At 71.2% G+C, this 16124-nt stretch carries 16 protein-coding genes and 1 pseudogene; 5 read left to right on the top strand and 12 right to left on the bottom strand.

Going from position 1 to position 16124, the window contains the following annotated elements:
• Positions 1 to 26: 26 nt before the first annotated feature.
• From O7622_RS27735 to O7622_RS27715, 5 genes are all read right to left on the bottom strand, one after another.
• Positions 27 to 1670, bottom strand: a complete 1644-nt coding sequence (locus tag O7622_RS27735; protein ID WP_282314250.1) for a glycoside hydrolase family 13 protein — start codon at positions 1668 to 1670, stop codon at positions 27 to 29.
• Positions 1671 to 1712: 42 nt separating this feature from the next.
• Positions 1713 to 2783, bottom strand: a complete 1071-nt coding sequence (locus O7622_RS27730) for a LacI family DNA-binding transcriptional regulator (RefSeq protein WP_282311035.1) — start codon at positions 2781 to 2783, stop codon at positions 1713 to 1715.
• 61 nt (positions 2784 to 2844) lie between these two features.
• Complete coding sequence (locus tag O7622_RS27725; RefSeq protein ID WP_282311034.1) at positions 2845 to 3804, bottom strand: carbohydrate ABC transporter permease; 960 nt, start codon at positions 3802 to 3804, stop codon at positions 2845 to 2847.
• Between the two features lies 1 nt (position 3805).
• Entirely contained in the window at positions 3806 to 4852 is a 1047-nt protein-coding gene (locus O7622_RS27720; protein WP_013288164.1) for a sugar ABC transporter permease, read from the bottom strand.
• A gap of 70 nt (positions 4853 to 4922) precedes the next feature.
• Positions 4923 to 6263 carry an ABC transporter substrate-binding protein gene (locus tag O7622_RS27715; protein WP_282311033.1) on the bottom strand — a complete coding sequence of 447 codons (1341 nt, stop codon included), beginning with the start codon at positions 6261 to 6263 and terminating at the stop codon, positions 4923 to 4925.
• 239 nt (positions 6264 to 6502) lie between these two features.
• Between O7622_RS27715 and O7622_RS27710 the strand changes: the two genes are divergently transcribed.
• Positions 6503 to 7279, top strand: coding sequence for a peptidoglycan DD-metalloendopeptidase family protein (locus O7622_RS27710; protein WP_282311032.1), 777 nt, complete (start codon positions 6503 to 6505; stop codon positions 7277 to 7279).
• A 43-nt stretch (positions 7280 to 7322) separates the two neighbouring features.
• Here the strand turns inward: O7622_RS27710 and O7622_RS27705 are convergent, their stop codons facing one another.
• From O7622_RS27705 to O7622_RS27685, 5 genes and pseudogenes are all read right to left on the bottom strand, one after another.
• Positions 7323 to 7820 (bottom strand): TspO/MBR family protein, encoded by a 498-nt coding sequence (locus O7622_RS27705; protein WP_282311031.1) that lies wholly within the window; start codon positions 7818 to 7820, stop codon positions 7323 to 7325.
• Between the two features lie 152 nt (positions 7821 to 7972).
• The gene (locus O7622_RS27700; RefSeq protein ID WP_013288160.1) at positions 7973 to 8119 is read right to left on the bottom strand and encodes a GPGG-motif small membrane protein; all 147 of its coding nucleotides are present in this window, start codon (positions 8117 to 8119) and stop codon (positions 7973 to 7975) included.
• A pseudogene (locus O7622_RS27695) lies at positions 8110 to 8890 on the bottom strand (metallophosphoesterase). Before O7622_RS27695 ends, O7622_RS27700 begins: the two are co-directional and overlap by 10 nt.
• Positions 8891 to 8900: 10 nt before the next feature.
• Entirely contained in the window at positions 8901 to 9110 is a 210-nt protein-coding gene (locus tag O7622_RS27690) for a hypothetical protein (RefSeq protein WP_282314249.1), read from the bottom strand.
• 56 nt (positions 9111 to 9166) lie between these two features.
• On the bottom strand, positions 9167 to 9748 hold the full coding sequence (locus tag O7622_RS27685) for a nucleotidyltransferase (protein WP_282311030.1): 582 nt from the start codon (positions 9746 to 9748) through the stop codon (positions 9167 to 9169).
• Between the two features lie 150 nt (positions 9749 to 9898).
• Here O7622_RS27685 and O7622_RS27680 point away from each other — a divergent pair, with 150 nt between their 5' ends.
• On the top strand, positions 9899 to 10630 hold the full coding sequence (locus O7622_RS27680; protein WP_282311029.1) for a dTMP kinase: 732 nt from the start codon (positions 9899 to 9901) through the stop codon (positions 10628 to 10630).
• Here O7622_RS27680 and O7622_RS27675 read toward each other — a convergent pair.
• Complete coding sequence (locus tag O7622_RS27675; protein ID WP_282311028.1) at positions 10615 to 11292, bottom strand: SDR family NAD(P)-dependent oxidoreductase; 678 nt, start codon at positions 11290 to 11292, stop codon at positions 10615 to 10617. The two genes, O7622_RS27680 and O7622_RS27675, sit on opposite strands and share 16 nt — an antisense overlap.
• A gap of 259 nt (positions 11293 to 11551) precedes the next feature.
• Here O7622_RS27675 and O7622_RS27670 point away from each other — a divergent pair, with 259 nt between their 5' ends.
• From O7622_RS27670 to O7622_RS27660, 3 genes are all read left to right on the top strand, one after another.
• On the top strand, positions 11552 to 12466 hold the full coding sequence (locus O7622_RS27670; protein ID WP_282311027.1) for a MurR/RpiR family transcriptional regulator: 915 nt from the start codon (positions 11552 to 11554) through the stop codon (positions 12464 to 12466).
• Complete coding sequence (murQ, locus tag O7622_RS27665; RefSeq protein ID WP_282311026.1) at positions 12463 to 13410, top strand: N-acetylmuramic acid 6-phosphate etherase; 948 nt, start codon at positions 12463 to 12465, stop codon at positions 13408 to 13410. The genes O7622_RS27670 and murQ overlap by 4 nt, the downstream gene beginning before the upstream one ends.
• A 497-nt stretch (positions 13411 to 13907) precedes the next feature.
• Positions 13908 to 14897 (top strand): sigma-70 family RNA polymerase sigma factor, encoded by a 990-nt coding sequence (locus O7622_RS27660; RefSeq protein WP_181726522.1) that lies wholly within the window; start codon positions 13908 to 13910, stop codon positions 14895 to 14897.
• A gap of 75 nt (positions 14898 to 14972) precedes the next feature.
• Here O7622_RS27660 and O7622_RS27655 read toward each other — a convergent pair whose 3' ends face one another.
• A complete protein-coding gene (locus O7622_RS27655) occupies positions 14973 to 15938 on the bottom strand; it encodes an NlpC/P60 family protein (protein WP_282311025.1) in 966 nt (321 codons plus the stop codon).
• Between the last annotated feature and the right edge of the window lie 186 nt (positions 15939 to 16124).

Here is a 16124-nt window from a genome sequence, read left to right as displayed (position 1 = left end):
CGGAGGCGTTAATAAGGGGCCCTTCCTTACACCCGGAACCAGACTGTCGCGTCGGTGGGCACCGCGGAGCCGTCGAGCGGCGCGCTCGACACCAGCACCTCGGCCCCGGCCGGCAGCGGCGCCGGGTCGGTGCCGAAGTTGGTCAGCACGGTGAGGTCGCCGTTGGTGAACGTGAGCACCTCGTCGCCGGAGGACAGGAACCGCAGCGGCCCCCGGGCCAGCGCGTGCTCACGGCGCAGCCGCAGCGCGGTCCGGTACAGCTCGTACGTCGACCCGGGCACGCCGCGCTGCCGGTCCAGCGCGTACTCGGCCCACACCGGCGGCTGGGGCAGCCAGCTCGCGTCGGTCGGCCCGAAGCCGTACGACGGGGCGTCCGCCTCCCACGGGATCGGTACCCGGCAGCCGTCCCGGCCGCGCTCGGTGTGCCCGCTGCGCTTCCAGGTCGGGTCCTGCCGGGCCTCGTCGGGCAGCGTGGTGTGCTCGGGCAGCCCGAGTTCCTCACCCTGGTAGAGGTAGGCGGAGCCGGGCAGCGCGAGCATCAGCAGGCTGGCCGCCCGGGCCCGGCGCAGGCCCAGCGCGGCGTCCGGCTGCGGGTCGTCAGCGCCGACGCCGTTGGCCCGGCCGCCGGCGGTGCCGAGCCCGAGCCGGGAGGCGTGCCGGACCACGTCGTGGTTGGACAGCACCCAGGTGGTGGGCGCGCCGACGGAGTCGGTGGCCTCCAGCGAGCGGGTGATCACCGCGTACTGGGCCGGCGCGGTCCACGCGGCCATCAGGTACTCGAAGTTGAAGGCCTGGTGCATCTCGTCCGGGCGCACGTACCGGGCCAGCCGCTCGGCCGGCTCCACCCACGCCTCGGCGACCAGGATCCGTTCACCGGGGTACGAGTCGAGCACCCGCCGCCACTCCCGGTAGATCTCGTGCACGCCGTCCTGGTCCCACATCGGCGGGCGCGGCTTGTCCACCTCGCTGCCGGAGAGGATCTCCTGCGGCTCCTGCCAGTCGGCGAGGTCGGCCTGCTTGATCAGGCCGTGTGCCACGTCCACCCGGAAGCCGTCCACGCCCCGGTCCAGCCAGAAGCGCAGCACGTCGAGGAACTCCGCGCGCACCTCCGGGTTGTCCCAGTTGAGGTCGGGCTGGCCGGAGTCGAACAGGTGCAGGTACCACTGCCCGTCGGGCAGCCGGGTCCAGGCGGGGCCGCCGAACACGCTCACCCAGTCGTTCGGCGGCTCGGTGCCGTCCGGGCCCCTGCCGTCGCGGATGACGTAGCGCTGCCGCTCCGGGCTGCCCGGCGCGGCCTCCACCGCCGCTGTGAACCAGCGGTGGGCGGAGGAGGTGTGGTTGGGCACCAGGTCGACGATCACCCGCAGCCCGCGGGCCTTCGCCTCGGCGATCAGCTTGTCGGCGTCGGCGAGCGTGCCGAACAGCGGGTCGACGTCGCGGTAGTCGGACACGTCGTACCCGGCGTCGGCCTGCGGGGACGGGTAGAACGGGGACAGCCAGAGCGCGTCGACCCCCAGCTCGGCGAGGTGGTCGAGCCGGGACGTGATGCCCGGCAGGTCGCCGATGCCGTCGCCGTCGGAGTCGGCGAACGAGCGCGGGTAGACCTGGTAGATGACCGCCTCGGTCCACCAGCCGGTGCCCGGGGCCTGCTGCGTCGCGTCGGTGTTCAGCGCCTTACTCCTGTCTGGGTGGTGCGGGACGAGCGAGTTCGTTCAGTGTGCCCGGGGTGGCGCTGTCGATTCGCGCACGACCAGGCGAGTGGGCAGGATCACCGGGGGCGGTGTCCCGTCGTCGGTGTCGGGGCCGCGCGGCGCGGGCACCAGGCCCGGGTACGGCTCGGCGGCCCGTACGCCGAGCGGGTCGAGCAGGATGCGGGCGGCGAGCGACCCCTGGTCGGCGGCGGGCTGGGCGATCGTGGAGAGCCCGAGCACGCCGGCGAGGTCGTGGTCGTCGATGCCCATCACGCTCACGTCCTGCGGCACCCGCAGCCCGGCGTCGCGCAGCGCGGTGATCGCGCCCATCGCCATCTCGTCGCACGCGGCGAAGATGGCCGTCGGCGGCTCGCCCCGGGCCAGCAACTCGGCAGTGGCGCGGGTGCCCCCGTCGATGGTGAACCGCGACTCGACGTCGAGGCTCGGGTCGGGCCGTAGCCCGGCGGCCCGTAACGCCTCCTGGTAGCCGCGCCGCCGATCCAGGTGGGTGGTGAAGGCCAGTTCGTCGTCCGGGTCGCCGGAGATGTGCGCGATCCGGGTGTGGCCGAGGTCGAGCAGATGGCGGGTGGCGGTGCGGGCGGCGGCCACGTCGTCGATCCGGACGCAGGGCCACCCGGGCACCTCGCTGCCGGAGCTGATCGTCACGCCCGGCAGGTCCAGCTTCGTCAGCGCGTGCACGTCGGCCGCGCGCAGCGGGGTCGCGACCAGGATGATCGCGTCCACCCGCTTGTGCAGGCTGGCCGTGCGCAACACCCGCTGCCGGGTCTGCTCCCGGCCGCCGAGGTTGTAGAGCAGCAGGTCGTAGCCGCTGTCCTGGAGGAACTCCTCGACCGCCTCGACCACTGTGCCGAAGAACCACCTGGTGATCCGGGGCACCACCACCGCCACCGTGCCGGTCCGGCCGCCGGCCAGCCGGCTCGCGCTGGGCGACACCGCGTACTGGAGCTGTTCGGCGGCGGCGAGCACCCGGCGGCGGGTCGCGGCCGAGACCGTCGGCAGGCCCCGCAGCGCCCGGGAGACGGTGGCCGTGGAGACCCCGGCCAGGCGCGCGACGTCGTCAATCTTGGTCATCGTGGCCTCCCCGCTGTGACCCGGGCCCCGCCGCCGGCCGTGCCGGCGGCGGGGCGCCGGATCAACCCTTGACGCTGCCGGCGAGCAGACCTCGCACGAAGAAGCGCTGGAGGGACAGGAACACGATCAGCGGTACGACGATCGACACGAACGCGCCGGCGGTCAGCCGCTGCCACTCGTTGCCCCGGGTGCCGGCCAGCTCCGCCAGCCGGACCGTCAGCGGGGCGGTCTCGTCGCCGCCGCCGGCGAAGATCAGCGCGACCAGCAGGTCGTTCCAGACCCAGAGGAACTGGAAGATGCCGAACGCCGCCAGCGCGGGCGTGATCAGCGGCAGCACGATGGTGCGGAAGATCTTCGGGTGGGTGGCCCCGTCGACCCGGGCCGCCTCCATCAGGTCGCCGGGGAGCTGCGAGATGAAGTTGTGCAGCAGGAACACGGCGAACGGAAGCGCGAAGCAGGTGTGCGCGAACCACACCTGGGCGAACTTCTGCTCGTCGACCAGGTCCCACGCGGGGAGGATCTGCACCCCGGCGACGGTGACGCCGGTGGAGAAGAACCGCAGCAGCGGCACCAGGGCCATCTGCAACGGCACGATCTGGAGCGCGAAGATCCCGATGTAGACCCAGTCCCGCCCCTTGAAGTTCATCCACGCCAGCGCGTACGCGGCGAGTGACGCGAAGGCCAGCGGGAAGAGCACCGAGGGGATGGTGATCGCCAGCGAGTTGATGAAGTAGCTGGCCAGTTGCCCGGACGAGCCGCGGCTGAACAGCACCTCCTGGTAGTTGTCCAGGGTGACCTGCGGGTTGCTGAAGAACGTCCACCACCCGGTGGTCTTGATCTCGTTCTCCGGCCGGATCGAGGAGATGAACAGGCCGAAGGTCGGGATCGTCCAGAGCACCGCGATCACGATCGACACGAGCGTGGCGGTACGGCTGTTCAGGCGCTTGCGCACCCGGGCGCCCCGGGTGCTCGGCTCGGTGGCCTGGGCGCCGACTCCGACGGTGGGCGTGGCGGTGGTCATCTCAGCCCTCCCGCTGCTTGCGCAGGTTGCGGATCTGGTAGATCACGATCGGGATCACCAGGACGAACAGGAACACCGCCAGCGCCGAGCCCTGCCCGTTCTCCTGGTAGCGGAACGCCTGGTTGTACATCTCGGTCGCGATCACGTTCGTGTCGTAGTTGCCGTTCGTGGCGGTCCGGACGATGTCGAAGACCTTGAGCGTCGCGATGGACAGCGTCACCACCACGACGATCAGCGCCGGCCGGATGCTCGGCATGGTGATCCGCCAGAACATCTGCCACGGGGTGGTGCCGTCCAGCCGGGCCGCCTCGACGATGTCGGCCGGGATGGCCTTGATCGCGGCGGAGAGCACCACCATCGCGAAACCGGCCTGGATCCACACCATGATCACGATGAGTAGGAACGTGTTGAGTGGCGAGTCCAGCAGCCACTGCTTCGGCTCGCCGCCCAGGCTCACCACGATCTGGTTGAGCAGGCCGATCTGGTCGCCCTCGCCCCGGTAGGCGTAGACGAACTTCCAGATGATGGAGGCGCCGACGAACGAGATCGCCATCGGCAGGAAGATCAGGGACTTGGCCACGGCCTCGAACCGGGCCTTGTCCACCAGGACCGCGTAGATCAGGCCGAATCCGGTGGCCACCAGCGGCACCAGGAGCACCCAGATCAGCGTGTTGATCAGAACTCGGACGATCGAGTCCTCGGCGAACATCCAGCGGTAGTTGTCCAGGCCCACCCAGTTGTTGCTGCCGGAGTCCATGAAGGAGAGCAGCGTGGTGCGGATGGCGGGAACCACCAGCCCGACGGCGAGCAGCAGCAGCGTCGGCAACAGGAAGAAGAACGCGAACGTGCCCTCGCGCTGCTTGCGCCGGCGGGGCAGCGGCGCGCCGCTGGCCGAGGCCGCGACCAGTTGTGCCTCCCGGCGCCGGGCGAAGAACGACGGCACCACGTCGAGGAGCAGGAGCAGTCCGCCCACCACCGCGACGAAGGCGATCAGCCCGTACATCAGCATGAGGAACTTCGGCTGCTCCGCCGCGAAGTCGAACTCCATCGACCCTCCCTCAAGGGTTCGGCTAGCAGAGGTGGTCCGGTCCGCGACGCGGACCGGACCACCTGCTAGATCACTTCCAGCTGCCCTCGATGTCGTTCAGGACGGCGTTGGTGTCCTTGCCGTTGATCCAGGCCACCATGCCCTTCCAGAAGGTGCCGGCGCCGACCGCGGCCGGCATCAGGTCCGAGCCGTCGAAGCGGAAGACCGTCTTCTCGTCCTGGAGGATGCCCACGGAGAGCTTGTCCACCGGGTTCGGGACGTTGTTCAGGTCCAGCTTCTTGTTCGCGGAGACCCAGTCACCGATCTTGGCGCGGCTGTTGGCGAACTCGCCGGAGGCCAGGTAGGTCTGCACCGCCTGGACCTCGGGACGGTCGGCGAAAGCCGCGACGAACTCGCCGCCACCCAGCACCGGCTTGCCCTTGGCCGGGTCGATGGCCGGGAAGTAGAACGCGAAGACGTCGCCGTCCTCGGCCACCTTGGTGCCCTCGGGCCACTGGTTGGCGTAGAAGGACGCCTGGCGGTGCAGCGCGCACTTGCCGCTGGTGATCGGCGTGCCCGCCTCCTGGAACGAGGTGGTGGCGATGCTCTTCACGCCGCCGAAGCCGCCGTTGACGTACTTCTCGTTCTTCAGGATGGTGCCGGCCCGGTTGAGTGCGTCGGCCACCTGCGGGTCGTTGAACGGGATCCCGTGGGTGGTCCACTTGTCGTAGACCTCGGGGCCGCCGGTACGCAGCAGCACGTCCTCGATCCAGTCGGTGGCCGGCCAGCCGGTGGCGTCACCGGACTCGATGCCGGCGCACCACGGCTTGGTGCCGCTCGCCGCGATCTGGTCGGAGAGCTTGATCAGGTCGTCCCACGTGGTGGGGACGGTCCAGCCCTTCTCCTTGAAGGTCTTCGGCGAGTACCACACGAAGGACTTCACGTTGGAGCCGAGCGGGGCGCCGTAGAACTGGCCGTTGACGGTGCTGTACTTCAGCCAGTCGGCGGAGTAGTTCTGCTCGGCCATGGCCTTGGTGTCGGCGCCGGCCGGCTTGAGCTTGCCCGAGTCGACGAACCGCTTCAGCAGACCCGGCTGCGGGATGAAGGCGATGTCGGGGGCGTTGCCGCCGTCGACCCGGACCGGCAGCTGGGCCTCGAACTCGCCGGAGCCCTCGTGGTCGATCTCGATGCCGGTGCAGTCCTCGAACTCCTTCCAGGACTGCTGGAGGCGCTCGTCCTCGATCTCACGGATCGAGGAGTAGATCGTGACCTTCTTGCCGTCGTGACCCTCGTACTTCTCGTATGCGCCGCACTCGGCCGAGCCCGCGTTGCCGCTCTTCTTGTCGTTGCCGGTGCCGCAGGCGGCGACGCCGAGCGCCAGCCCCAGGACGCCGGCGACCGCGAGCGCCTGGCGCGATCTGGCAAACGCCATGCCGATCTCCTTCCTTGCCGGCGCATGGAGGGGATCGAAACCCGCGCCGGTCCGATGGTCGTCCCCACATGTAAGCGCTTGCATCGTGTCGGGTCCACCCCTAACCGGACACGGCCAGGTAACAATCCCGAAACCCTTACCGCTGGTGCTGGGTGCGCTCCCACGAAACTTCCCGCAGGCGGAACTTTCTGTCAGGATGTCTACACCACATTGAAGACTTTCAACATTGGAGGTAGTGGATGCGGAAGCGATGGCTCGCCCTCGGGGCGAGCACGGCGGTCCTGGCGGCGACCCTGGTGCCGGCGGCGCCGGCGATGGCCGCGCCGACGTTCAAGGTCCCGTTCCCGTGCAACCAGTCCTGGTCCGGCCAGACCCGGACCAACCACAGCCCGGCCAACGCGATCGACTTCAACCGCACCGACGACCTGGGTGACCCGGTGGTGGCCAGCGCGCCCGGCACCGTCGACGTGGTCACCAACCTCGGCAACACCAGCTACGGCAAGTACGTCCGGATCAACCACGGTGGCGGGTACACCACCTACTACGCCCACCTGAACGCCTTCAACGTCTCCGTCGGGCAGACGGTCGGCTACGGCCGGGTGATCGGGTACGTCGGCACGACGGGCGGCTCCACCGGCCCGCACCTGCACTACGAGCAGCGCCTCAACGGCAGCGCTGTGAAGATCAAGTTCAATGGGGCGCAGGCGCTCTACTGGGGCACCAAGACCTACACCAGCGACAACGGCTGCGGCGGGTCGAACACCGGTCAGGGCACCGTCAACACGGCCGGCTCCCCGCTGACTGTCCGCTCCGGCCCCGGCACCGGCTACAGCTCGGTCGGCACCGTGGCCGACGGGGCGAAGGTCACCATCCAGTGCCAGACCAGCGGCACCAGCGTGACCGGCACGTACGGCACCAGCTCGATCTGGGACCGGATCGGCTCCGGCCGGTTCATCTCCGACGCCTACGTCTACACCGGGTACGACGGCTACATCCCGGGCGTACCCCGCTGCTGAACCCGGCGGGCGCGGGGGCGAGCGGCCCCCGCGCCCGTACCGGTCAGGAGTTCAGCCGCCACACCGCGAAGTTCAGCGCGGACGCGAACGTCACCCAGGCCCAGTACGGCAGCATCAGCAGCGTGGCCGGCCGGGAGACGCGCCGGAACAGGGCCACGGTCACCCCGATCGCCAGCCACATCAGCACGATCTCGGCGAACGCCAGCCCGTACGCCCCGGCGCCGAAGAACAGCGGGGTCCAGATCGCGTTCAGCACGAGCTGTACGACCCAGGCCCAGAGCGCGGGGCCGAAACCGGCCCGCCGCCAGACCAGCCAGCCGGCGATCGCGATGAGCGCGTAGAGCACTGTCCAGACCGGGCCGAACAGCCACGACGGCGGTGCCCAGGCGGGCTGCTCCAGGCCCTGGTACTCGGCGGAGGTGCCCTGGACACCCAGCCCGCCGATCGCGGCGGCGGCGAAGGTGGCGGCGCCGAAGCCGAGCAACGCCAACCACTGGCGGGCTCCGGTGGTGCGCCGGGCGACACTCTGCGACATCTCCATGGCCGAGATGTTTCCGCTCGACTGGCCCGGCAAACGCCCGGGACGCCGCCGGACCCGGACGCGGAAAAGCCGGAGTCACCCGGCCCGGACGTTCCGGTCCGGCAGGACGGAACACCCGGGCCCGGCGACCCCGGCGGGTACGAGGACCGCTGTTACGTGTTGAAGATGCTGACGCCACCCGGGCCGACCAGCAGGCCGACGACGATGAGGACGATGCCCCAGAGGATCTGCCGGCGGAACAGGGCGAGAATTCCGGCGACCACCAGTACGACTGCGAGAATCCAGAGAATCAGCTCCATGTCGGCTGAATACCCGTGCGCCCGATACCGGAAACCTCCCGCTCAGTCGAGCTGATCACCGCCCAGGTGGAAGATGCTGTACGCCTGCTTGATCACCGGGTGGGCCACGTTGCGGACCCGGACCCCGCCCGGTGTGGTGCCGCGCTCGGTGCCGTGGTGGGCGTGCCCGTGCAGCGCCAGCGCGGTAGGTGCGGAGTCGATCGCCTGGCCGAGCTGGTAGCAGCCGAGGAACGGGTAGATCTCCAGCGGCTCGCCGGCCAGCGTGTCCGGCACGGGGGAGTAGTGGGTCAGCGCGACGAGCGCGTCGCACTCCAGCGAGAGCAGCGCGTCGGTGAGCGCGTCGGCGCTCTCCCGGGTGGTCCGCACGAACGCCTTCATCTCCGGCTCGCCGAAGTCGCTGGCGCACCGCCCGGCGAACCCGCCGCCGAACCCCTTCACGCCTGCGACCCCGAGCCGTCCGCCGGGGGTGTCCACCACGGTGCCGGTGCCCTCCAGCACGGTGATCCCGGCGTCCTCCAGCACCTTCACCACCTGCGGCACCTCGTCGCACTGGTGGTCGTGGTTGCCGAGCACGGTGATCACCGGTACGCCGAGGTCACCGAACTCACGGGCCACGCACCGCGCCTCGGCCTCGGTGCCGTGCCGGGTCAGGTCACCGGCGAGCAGCAGCACGTCGGCGCAGCCGGGCAGTTCCTCCAGCGCCGGGCGGAACCGGCCCACCACGTCCTCGTCCAGATGCACGTCGCCCACGGCGGCGATCCGGATCACCATCGAACCTCCCTCACGGCAACTCCTCGACCTGGGTGGGCGCCTGCGTACGGATCACGCCGATGTCGCTGGTCACGGGCGTGTCCGGGAAACGTTCGGCCACCCGCCGCAGGATCTCCTCCCGGCGGTGCCGGCTCTCCACCTCGCCGTAGAGCACCAGTCCGTTCTCCCGCCGCACCACGGTGATGCCCTGCTCGGCCACGGTGGGGTCCTCGGTCAGCATGCTCTGGATCTCCGCCTCGACGTACTCGTCGGGGGGAACGTCGCCGGACAGTCCGGTCACAGGGTCTCCCTTCCGCCGGGCGCGCCGCCGGGCAGCACGTCCAGCCGGTCGAGCAGCACCAGGAACGCCTCCGCGTACGGCGAGTGCTGCGTCTCCTTCCGTACCCGTTCCCAGTCGATCTGTTCCCGCAGCGAACGGGCCAGCGGCAGGGCGCGGGCGAAGTCGCAGTAGTGCTGGGAGAAGCTGAGCAGCTTGTGCACCATGAGCTGGCTGGCCGAGAGCACCGGCATGTGGATCGCGTCGACCGGGCGCACGATCGTGTCGGCGAACGTCTCCTCGGTCACCGGCGTCTCCACCGGCCGGTGGATCAGGTCCACCATCCGGTCCTCGTCGTAGACCTTGACCAGCCAGTCCTCCGGCGGGCGCTCGGCGGTGAAGCCGGCCTCGACCAGCGTCTCCAGTGCCCGGTCGACGTCCGCCTCGCGGAGCAGGAAGTCCACGTCGTGGTCGCTGGAGTGGCCGCCGTGCGCGTACACCGCGAAGCTGCCACCGAGCGCGAACGGGATCTCGGACTGTTTGAGCACGGCGGCGACCTTCTTCAGCGTGTGCACCAGGGTCTCGTCCCCGCGCTCGGCCATCTGCGGCTCCCTCGTCGTCATATCTGCGGTGGGACCACGATGCGTACCCGGCGGACGCTCCGGTCACACCTGTTGCGGCGCGATCGGCCCGTCAGGGCAGGAAGGCGACATACGGGCTCGTGTGAGCATCGGTCGGATAACCTCGGGAGGGTGGCCAGCTCACTGCGGACGCGGCGGGGCAGGGCCCGACTGCGCGCCGTCGCCCTGATCGGCATCGACGGCTCAGGTAAGACCACCCAGGCCCACCGGCTCGCCCAGGCGCTCACCGCCGCCGGCCGTCCCGCCACCTACCACCGCAACGCCGGTGGCCGCCGCTGGCTCGGCCGTATCGCCCAGCGGCTCGGCCGTCCGGACGCGCAGCGGCTCGTCGGGCGCGACGGCCTGCTCGTGGTCGAGTCGGTGCTGCGCTGGCTGGCCATCGCGCTCGCGCTGCTCAGCTGCCTGGTGACCGGGCGTACCGCGGTGATGGACAGGTGGTCCGTCTGTCAGTACGCCAGCATCCGGGCGCACGGCGGGCAGCGGTGGGAGCGGCTGGCCCGGGCCGGTTACCGGATCTTCCCGGCGCCCCGGGTGACGTTCCTGCTCACCGTCGACCCCGCCGAGGCGTACCGGCGGATCGAGCGGCGCGGCACCGACCACGAGACGATGGCGTGGCTGACCGCCGCGGACGCCGCCTACCGCGGGCTGCCGGAGTACGGCGGTTTCGTGGTGGTGGACGGCAACGGCCCGCCGGAGGAGGTGGCCCGCCGGATCCGGGCGCACCTGAGCGAGTGGCTGCCCGACGATCCGTCAGCCGGTCCCGGTCCGGCTCCGGCCGGCCCGCGCCGTCCGGCCGGTGGCGCCGGGCGGGACGGGCCGGTGCCGGTTCAGGCCCGCCCGTAGACCGGGATGCTCGCGCCGCTCGTGGGCGCGGACTCGGGGGAGGCCAGGAAGCGGATCACCTCGGCGATCTCGGCCGGCGGTACCCAGCGCCCGTGGTCGGCGTCGGGCTGGGCGGCGCGGTTGGCCGGGGTGTCGATGACGCTCGGCAGCACGGTGTTGCACCGCACGCCGCGCTGCCGGTACTCGACCGCGACCGTCTCGGCGAACGCCCGCACCGCGGCCTTGGCGGTGGCGTAGCCGGAGGCGCCGGGGAACGGCGTGACCGCCGCCCGGGCCGAGACGCACACCACCGCGCCGCCGCCGGACGCCATGAGGTGCGGCAGCGCCGCGTGGGTGACCAGGTACGTCGGGCGCAGGTTGAGCCGCAGCATCCGCTCGAAGTCCTCGACCGGGGTCTCGTGCACCAGTGCGCCGGCGGCGTACCCGCCGACGAGGTTGACCACCGCGCGCAGCGGCGCGGCCGGCTCGGCGGTCGCGGCCCCGACCGCCCGCGCGGCCCCCTCGGGCGTCAGCAGGTCGGCCACGACCCGGACCGGGCCGTCGTCCGTGCCGGGCTCCCGCTGGGGTACGACCACCCGCCAGCCCGCGTCGAGGAAGGCGGCGGTGACCGCGCCGCCGAGCCCACCCGTGCCTCCGGTCACCAGCACCGTGCGTTCCGTCATGGACACACGCTAGCCAAACCGCCCTGCCGGCGGACCGGTGGCCCGTCCGGCCCGTCCGGTCGAGGCCGACCAGGCAGGTCCTGCCGCGCGACGGCGGACCGGCACGTCGGGCGGGCAGGAGTGACTCGACCGGAGCGGATGAGGTGGCGGGGCTGCGACAATGGGATCCTTGGCCCGGGGGCGGGCACGGAAGACGGTAAATTTCCCGATACGCGGTGTCATGGTTGACGCTCACGCCGTGTGAAAGTAAGTTTCATCCGTGGCGAAGAGTTCGAAGATTTCTGCGAGTCACGAGCCCGGTGGACTGATCGTCCACATCAGCGGCCTGCTGCCCTCGCTGTCCCCGGCCGAACAGCGGGTGGCCCGGCTGGTCGTCGCCGATCCGGCGGACGCGGCCCGGCGTACGATCACCGACCTCGCCACCGCCGCCGAGACGTCCGAGGCGACAGTGATCCGCTTCTGCCGCTCGGTCGGCATGGACGGCTACCCCCAGCTGCGGATCCGGCTCGCCGCCGAGGCCGCCCGCCGGGTCGAGCCGCCGGACGCGCGGGTGGTCGGCGGCGACATCCCGCCGGGTGCCGACCTCGCCCAGATCATCGCCACGATCGCGTTCAACGACGCCCGGGCCGTGGAGGAGACCGCCGAGCAGCTCGACCCGGCGGTCTGCGAGCGAGTGGTCGAGGCGATCGGCGCGGCCGGCCGGATCGACGTCTACGGCGCGGGTGCCAGCGGCTTCGTCGCCTCCGACTTCCAGCAGAAGCTGCACCGCATCGGCCGCATCGCGTTCTACTTCCCGGACGTGCACACCGCGCTCACCTCCGCCGCCCTGCTGGGCCGCGGCGACGTGGCGGTCGGCATCTCGCACACCGGCACCACGTCCGACGTCATCGAGGTGCTGGAGCAGGCCCGGGCGCGCGGTGCCACGACCGTGGCGCTGACCAACTTCCCGCGCTCGCCGATCACCGAGGTCGCGGACCACGTGCTCACCACTGCCGCCCGGGAGACGACATACCGCTCCGGCGCGACCGCCAGCCGGTTGGCTCAGCTCACAGTGGTCGACTGCCTCTTCGTCGGCGTGGCCGCCCGCAGCCGGGCCCGGACGAAGAAGGCCCTGGAGGCCACCGCCGAGGCGGTCCAGTCGCACCGGGTCGGCCCCGGGCGGAGGCGGGGATGACGGCGGGTCGGGTGGAGCGGGACGGCGTGGCGGCGGTGCGACCGGTGGTGCGCGTCGGCGCGCCGACCGAGCGGCGCAACCCGCACAGCGTCGACCTCGACCTGATGTCCACCCGGGACGTGCTCACCGTGATCAACGAGGCGGACCGGCGGGTGCCGGCCGCGGTCGCCGCGGTGCTGGACGAGATCGCCGAGACGGTCGACCTGGCCGTGGCCGCGCTGCGCGACGGGCACCGTGTGCACTACTTCGGGGCCGGCACCTCCGGTCGCCTCGGCGTGCTGGACGCGGCCGAACTGGCGCCGACGTTCAACTCGCCTCGGCACTGGTTCTGCTCGCACCTCGCCGGGGGCCCGGACGCGATGTGGCGGGCCGTCGAGGACGCCGAGGACGACGAGAGCGGTGGCGCCGCCGACGCCGTCGAGTGCGTACGCCGCGGCGACCTCGTGGTGGGCCTGGCGGCCAGCGGGCGCACCCCGTACGTCCTCGGGGCGCTCGCCGCGTCCCGGGCGCAGGGGGCCGGTACGGTGCTGCTCTGCGCGAATCCGGAGGCCGAGGCCGCCGCGTCGGTGGACGTCTTCATCGGGGTGGACACCGGGCCGGAGGTGGTCACCGGGTCGACCCGGATGAAGGCCGGCACGGCGCAGAAGCTGGTGCTCAACACGTTCTCCACGGCCGTGATGGTGCGTCTGGGCCGGGTCTACTCGAACCTCATGATCGACATGGTGGCGACCAACGCCAAACTGCGCGGCCGCATGATCTCGATTCTCATGGAGGCCACCGGCTGCGCCGAGGAGGTGTGCCGGGTCGCCCTGCGGGAGGCCGACGGCGACCTCAAGACCGCGCTCGTCGCGCTCGTCTCCGGCGCCGAGGTGCCGGCCGCCCGGGCCGCGCTGGCCCGCTCCGCCCACCAGGTACGCGGCGCGCTCGAACTGCTCGCCTCCTGACCGTTCCGGCCCCGCCGCGGGCCGGCCCGGTCCCGCCCGATCCACCCGCCCGATCCACCCGCCCGGCGCATCCGCCAGGCGGGTGCGACGCGTATCACGTGCAGGGAGGGGACGACTCCTCCCGCACGGATTGTTCAACGAGGCGGAGGGTAATCCTTGAGCATGGCTGAACCGACCGGTCCGCAGGCGCGTATCTCGCAGTGACCAGGATCGCAACGACTCGGTGACGCGGCTCGCTGTGTTCATGGAACAGGCAATGGTGCCATTCCATGGGCGATCGGCGATTTCGCAGCTCCGGTGTGCGCCGAAAACGGCGCCCGCTAGCCGCCCGAACCGGGCCGGTAACAGGAAACATGGACCGGGCTCTCAGCTACTACTCAGGCATTCGTGACAGTTTCGACTCACGACATGGAATCCCCGACGCGTCACATCTGTTGTGTAGGTGTCAGCACCTACGGGCACAGCGGAGGTTACGGGGAGGGCTGATGAACGTGGGGATGGCAAGGAACCGGGCAACCGGCGCGAGCGAGGGGACCGTGGCAATCGTGGACAAGAACATCGGCATGCGTACCGACGAGGTCGCCGAGGAGCGGGACCTGGTCGGCGTCTACCTGCACGAGATCTCCCGGACGCCGCTGCTCGACGCCGCCCGGGAGGTCGACCTCTCGAAGGCGATCGAGGCGGGCCTCTACGCCGAGCACCTGCTCGACGAGGACCGGATCCCCGACGGCGTCGACCGGGAGGACCTGGAGCGGCTGGTCGTCGAGGGGGAGCGCGCGAAGGACCTGTTCATCCGCGCGAACCTGCGACTGGTCGTGTCGATCGCCCGGCGCTACGTGCGCTCCGGGATGCCCATGCTGGACCTGATCCAGGAGGGCAACACCGGCCTGGTCCGGGCGGTCGAGAAGTTCGACTACGAGCGGGGCTTCAAGTTCTCCACCTACGCGACCTGGTGGATCCGTCAGGCCATCAGCCGGGCGATCGCCCAGCAGGAGCGGACCGTACGGCTCCCCGTGCACCTGGTCGAGGACGTCAACCGGATGCGCAACGTGGCCCGGCAGCTCACCCGTGAGCTGGGCAGCGACCCGGAGCCGGAGCAGATCGCGACCGCGCTCGGCGTGACTGTCGAGCGGGTCAACGAGCTGGTCCGCTGGTCGCAGGACACCGTCTCGCTGGACACCCCGGTGGGCGACGACGGCGACACCAACCTCGGTGACCTGGTCGCCGACAGCGACGCGCCGTCGCCCGAGGAGATCGTGCTGACCGGCCTGGAGCGGCAGCGGATCGAGGGCCTGCTCAACCACCTCGACGACCGTTCCGCCGGCATCATGCGGGCGCGGTACGGCCTGGAGGACGGGCGGGAGCACTCGCTGACCGAGGTCGCGTCGCGGTTCTCGCTGTCCCGTGAGCGCATCCGCCAGCTGGAGATCCAGGCTCTCGGCCGGCTGCGTGAGCTGGCTCGCGCGGAGGGGCTCCAGGCGGCCTGACCTGGTCGTGACAACGAACGGCGAACGGCCGGCGTCCGACAGGGGGACGCCGGCCGTTCGCCGTCTTCGCGGTGCTCAGACCCGGCCGTAGCCGGCGATCGTCATGATGTTCATGCCGCGCTTGCTGACGTTGCGCCCGGCGCTCGGCGCGTCGATGATCTGGCCGTTGCCGACGTAGAGCGCCACGTGCCCGAGCCCGGAGTAGAACACCAGGTCGCCCGGTTGGAGCTGACTGCGGGTGATCCGCGTGGTGGCCCCCCACTGCCGCGCCGCGCTGTGCGGCAGCGACTTCCCGGCCGCCCGCCACGCGGCGAGCGTCAGGCCCGAGCAGTCGTAGCTGCCGGGGCCGTCCTGGGCGTAGCCGTAGGGCTTGCCGACCGCGCCGTAGGCGTACCGCACCGCCACACCGGCGTCGCCGGAGACGGCCGGGGGCTTGCCCGCCGAACTGGGGTTGCCGGGCGCCTCGTTGGCCCGCCCGTACGCCTTGCGCCGCATCTCGTAGAGGTCGGACAGGTCCGCCTCGATCCGCGTCTTCGCTGACTTGAGCTGCTTGGCCTGCGCCGCCTCCCGGGCGAGCGTGACGTCCAGCCGGGTCTTCTGGTCGATCAGCCGCTGCTGGTCGGCGGTGAAGCTGTTGATGGTTCGCTGCCGCTGGCGGGTGAGCTGGTCGAGCGTGCCCAGCCGCTCCGGCAGGGTGGCCTGGCCGCCCGGGTCCAGCAGGGCCGCCGCGGTGCGCATGCCACCGGTCTTGTACGCAGTCGCGGCCAGCACGCCCACGTCGGCGCGGCTGCGTTCGGCCTGTTCCTGCAACGGCCCGATGCGGGCCTCCAACTTGGCCGCGGTGGCCTTGTTGGCCTTGATGTCCTCGTTGAGCTTGTTGTAGGACTCGACGATTCGCTCCAGCTCAGTCGAGGACTTCTCGATCTGCTTCGTCAGCTCGGCGGGGGTCGGCTCGGCCCGGGCCACCTGCGCCGGGGCGAGCAGCGCGGCCGAGAGGCCGGCCACCGCCAGCGAGCGGAGCAGCATCCGTAAGGACGACAAGAGCGGAAAGCTCCTCTCCCACCGGTCGCCGGGCGCGTTCGCGACCCGGCGACACCGGCCCGGGGCCGTCCGGGTGGACGGCTGTCGACCGGGCCGACCTGGACAACCTAACCCGTGATCGCAGTAGCCGGGAGTTCAAGCAGGGGCGAAAGTTGGCAAAGTGGCGGAAAGTGATGAGGGGGAACC

This window comes from Micromonospora sp. WMMD1076 (assembly GCF_029581475.1).
In the GTDB taxonomy this organism is placed as follows: domain Bacteria; phylum Actinomycetota; class Actinomycetes; order Mycobacteriales; family Micromonosporaceae; genus Micromonospora; species Micromonospora aurantiaca.
The sequence above is the reverse complement of the archived record's forward strand: the minus strand, read 5'-3'. Positions and strand labels throughout refer to the sequence as shown.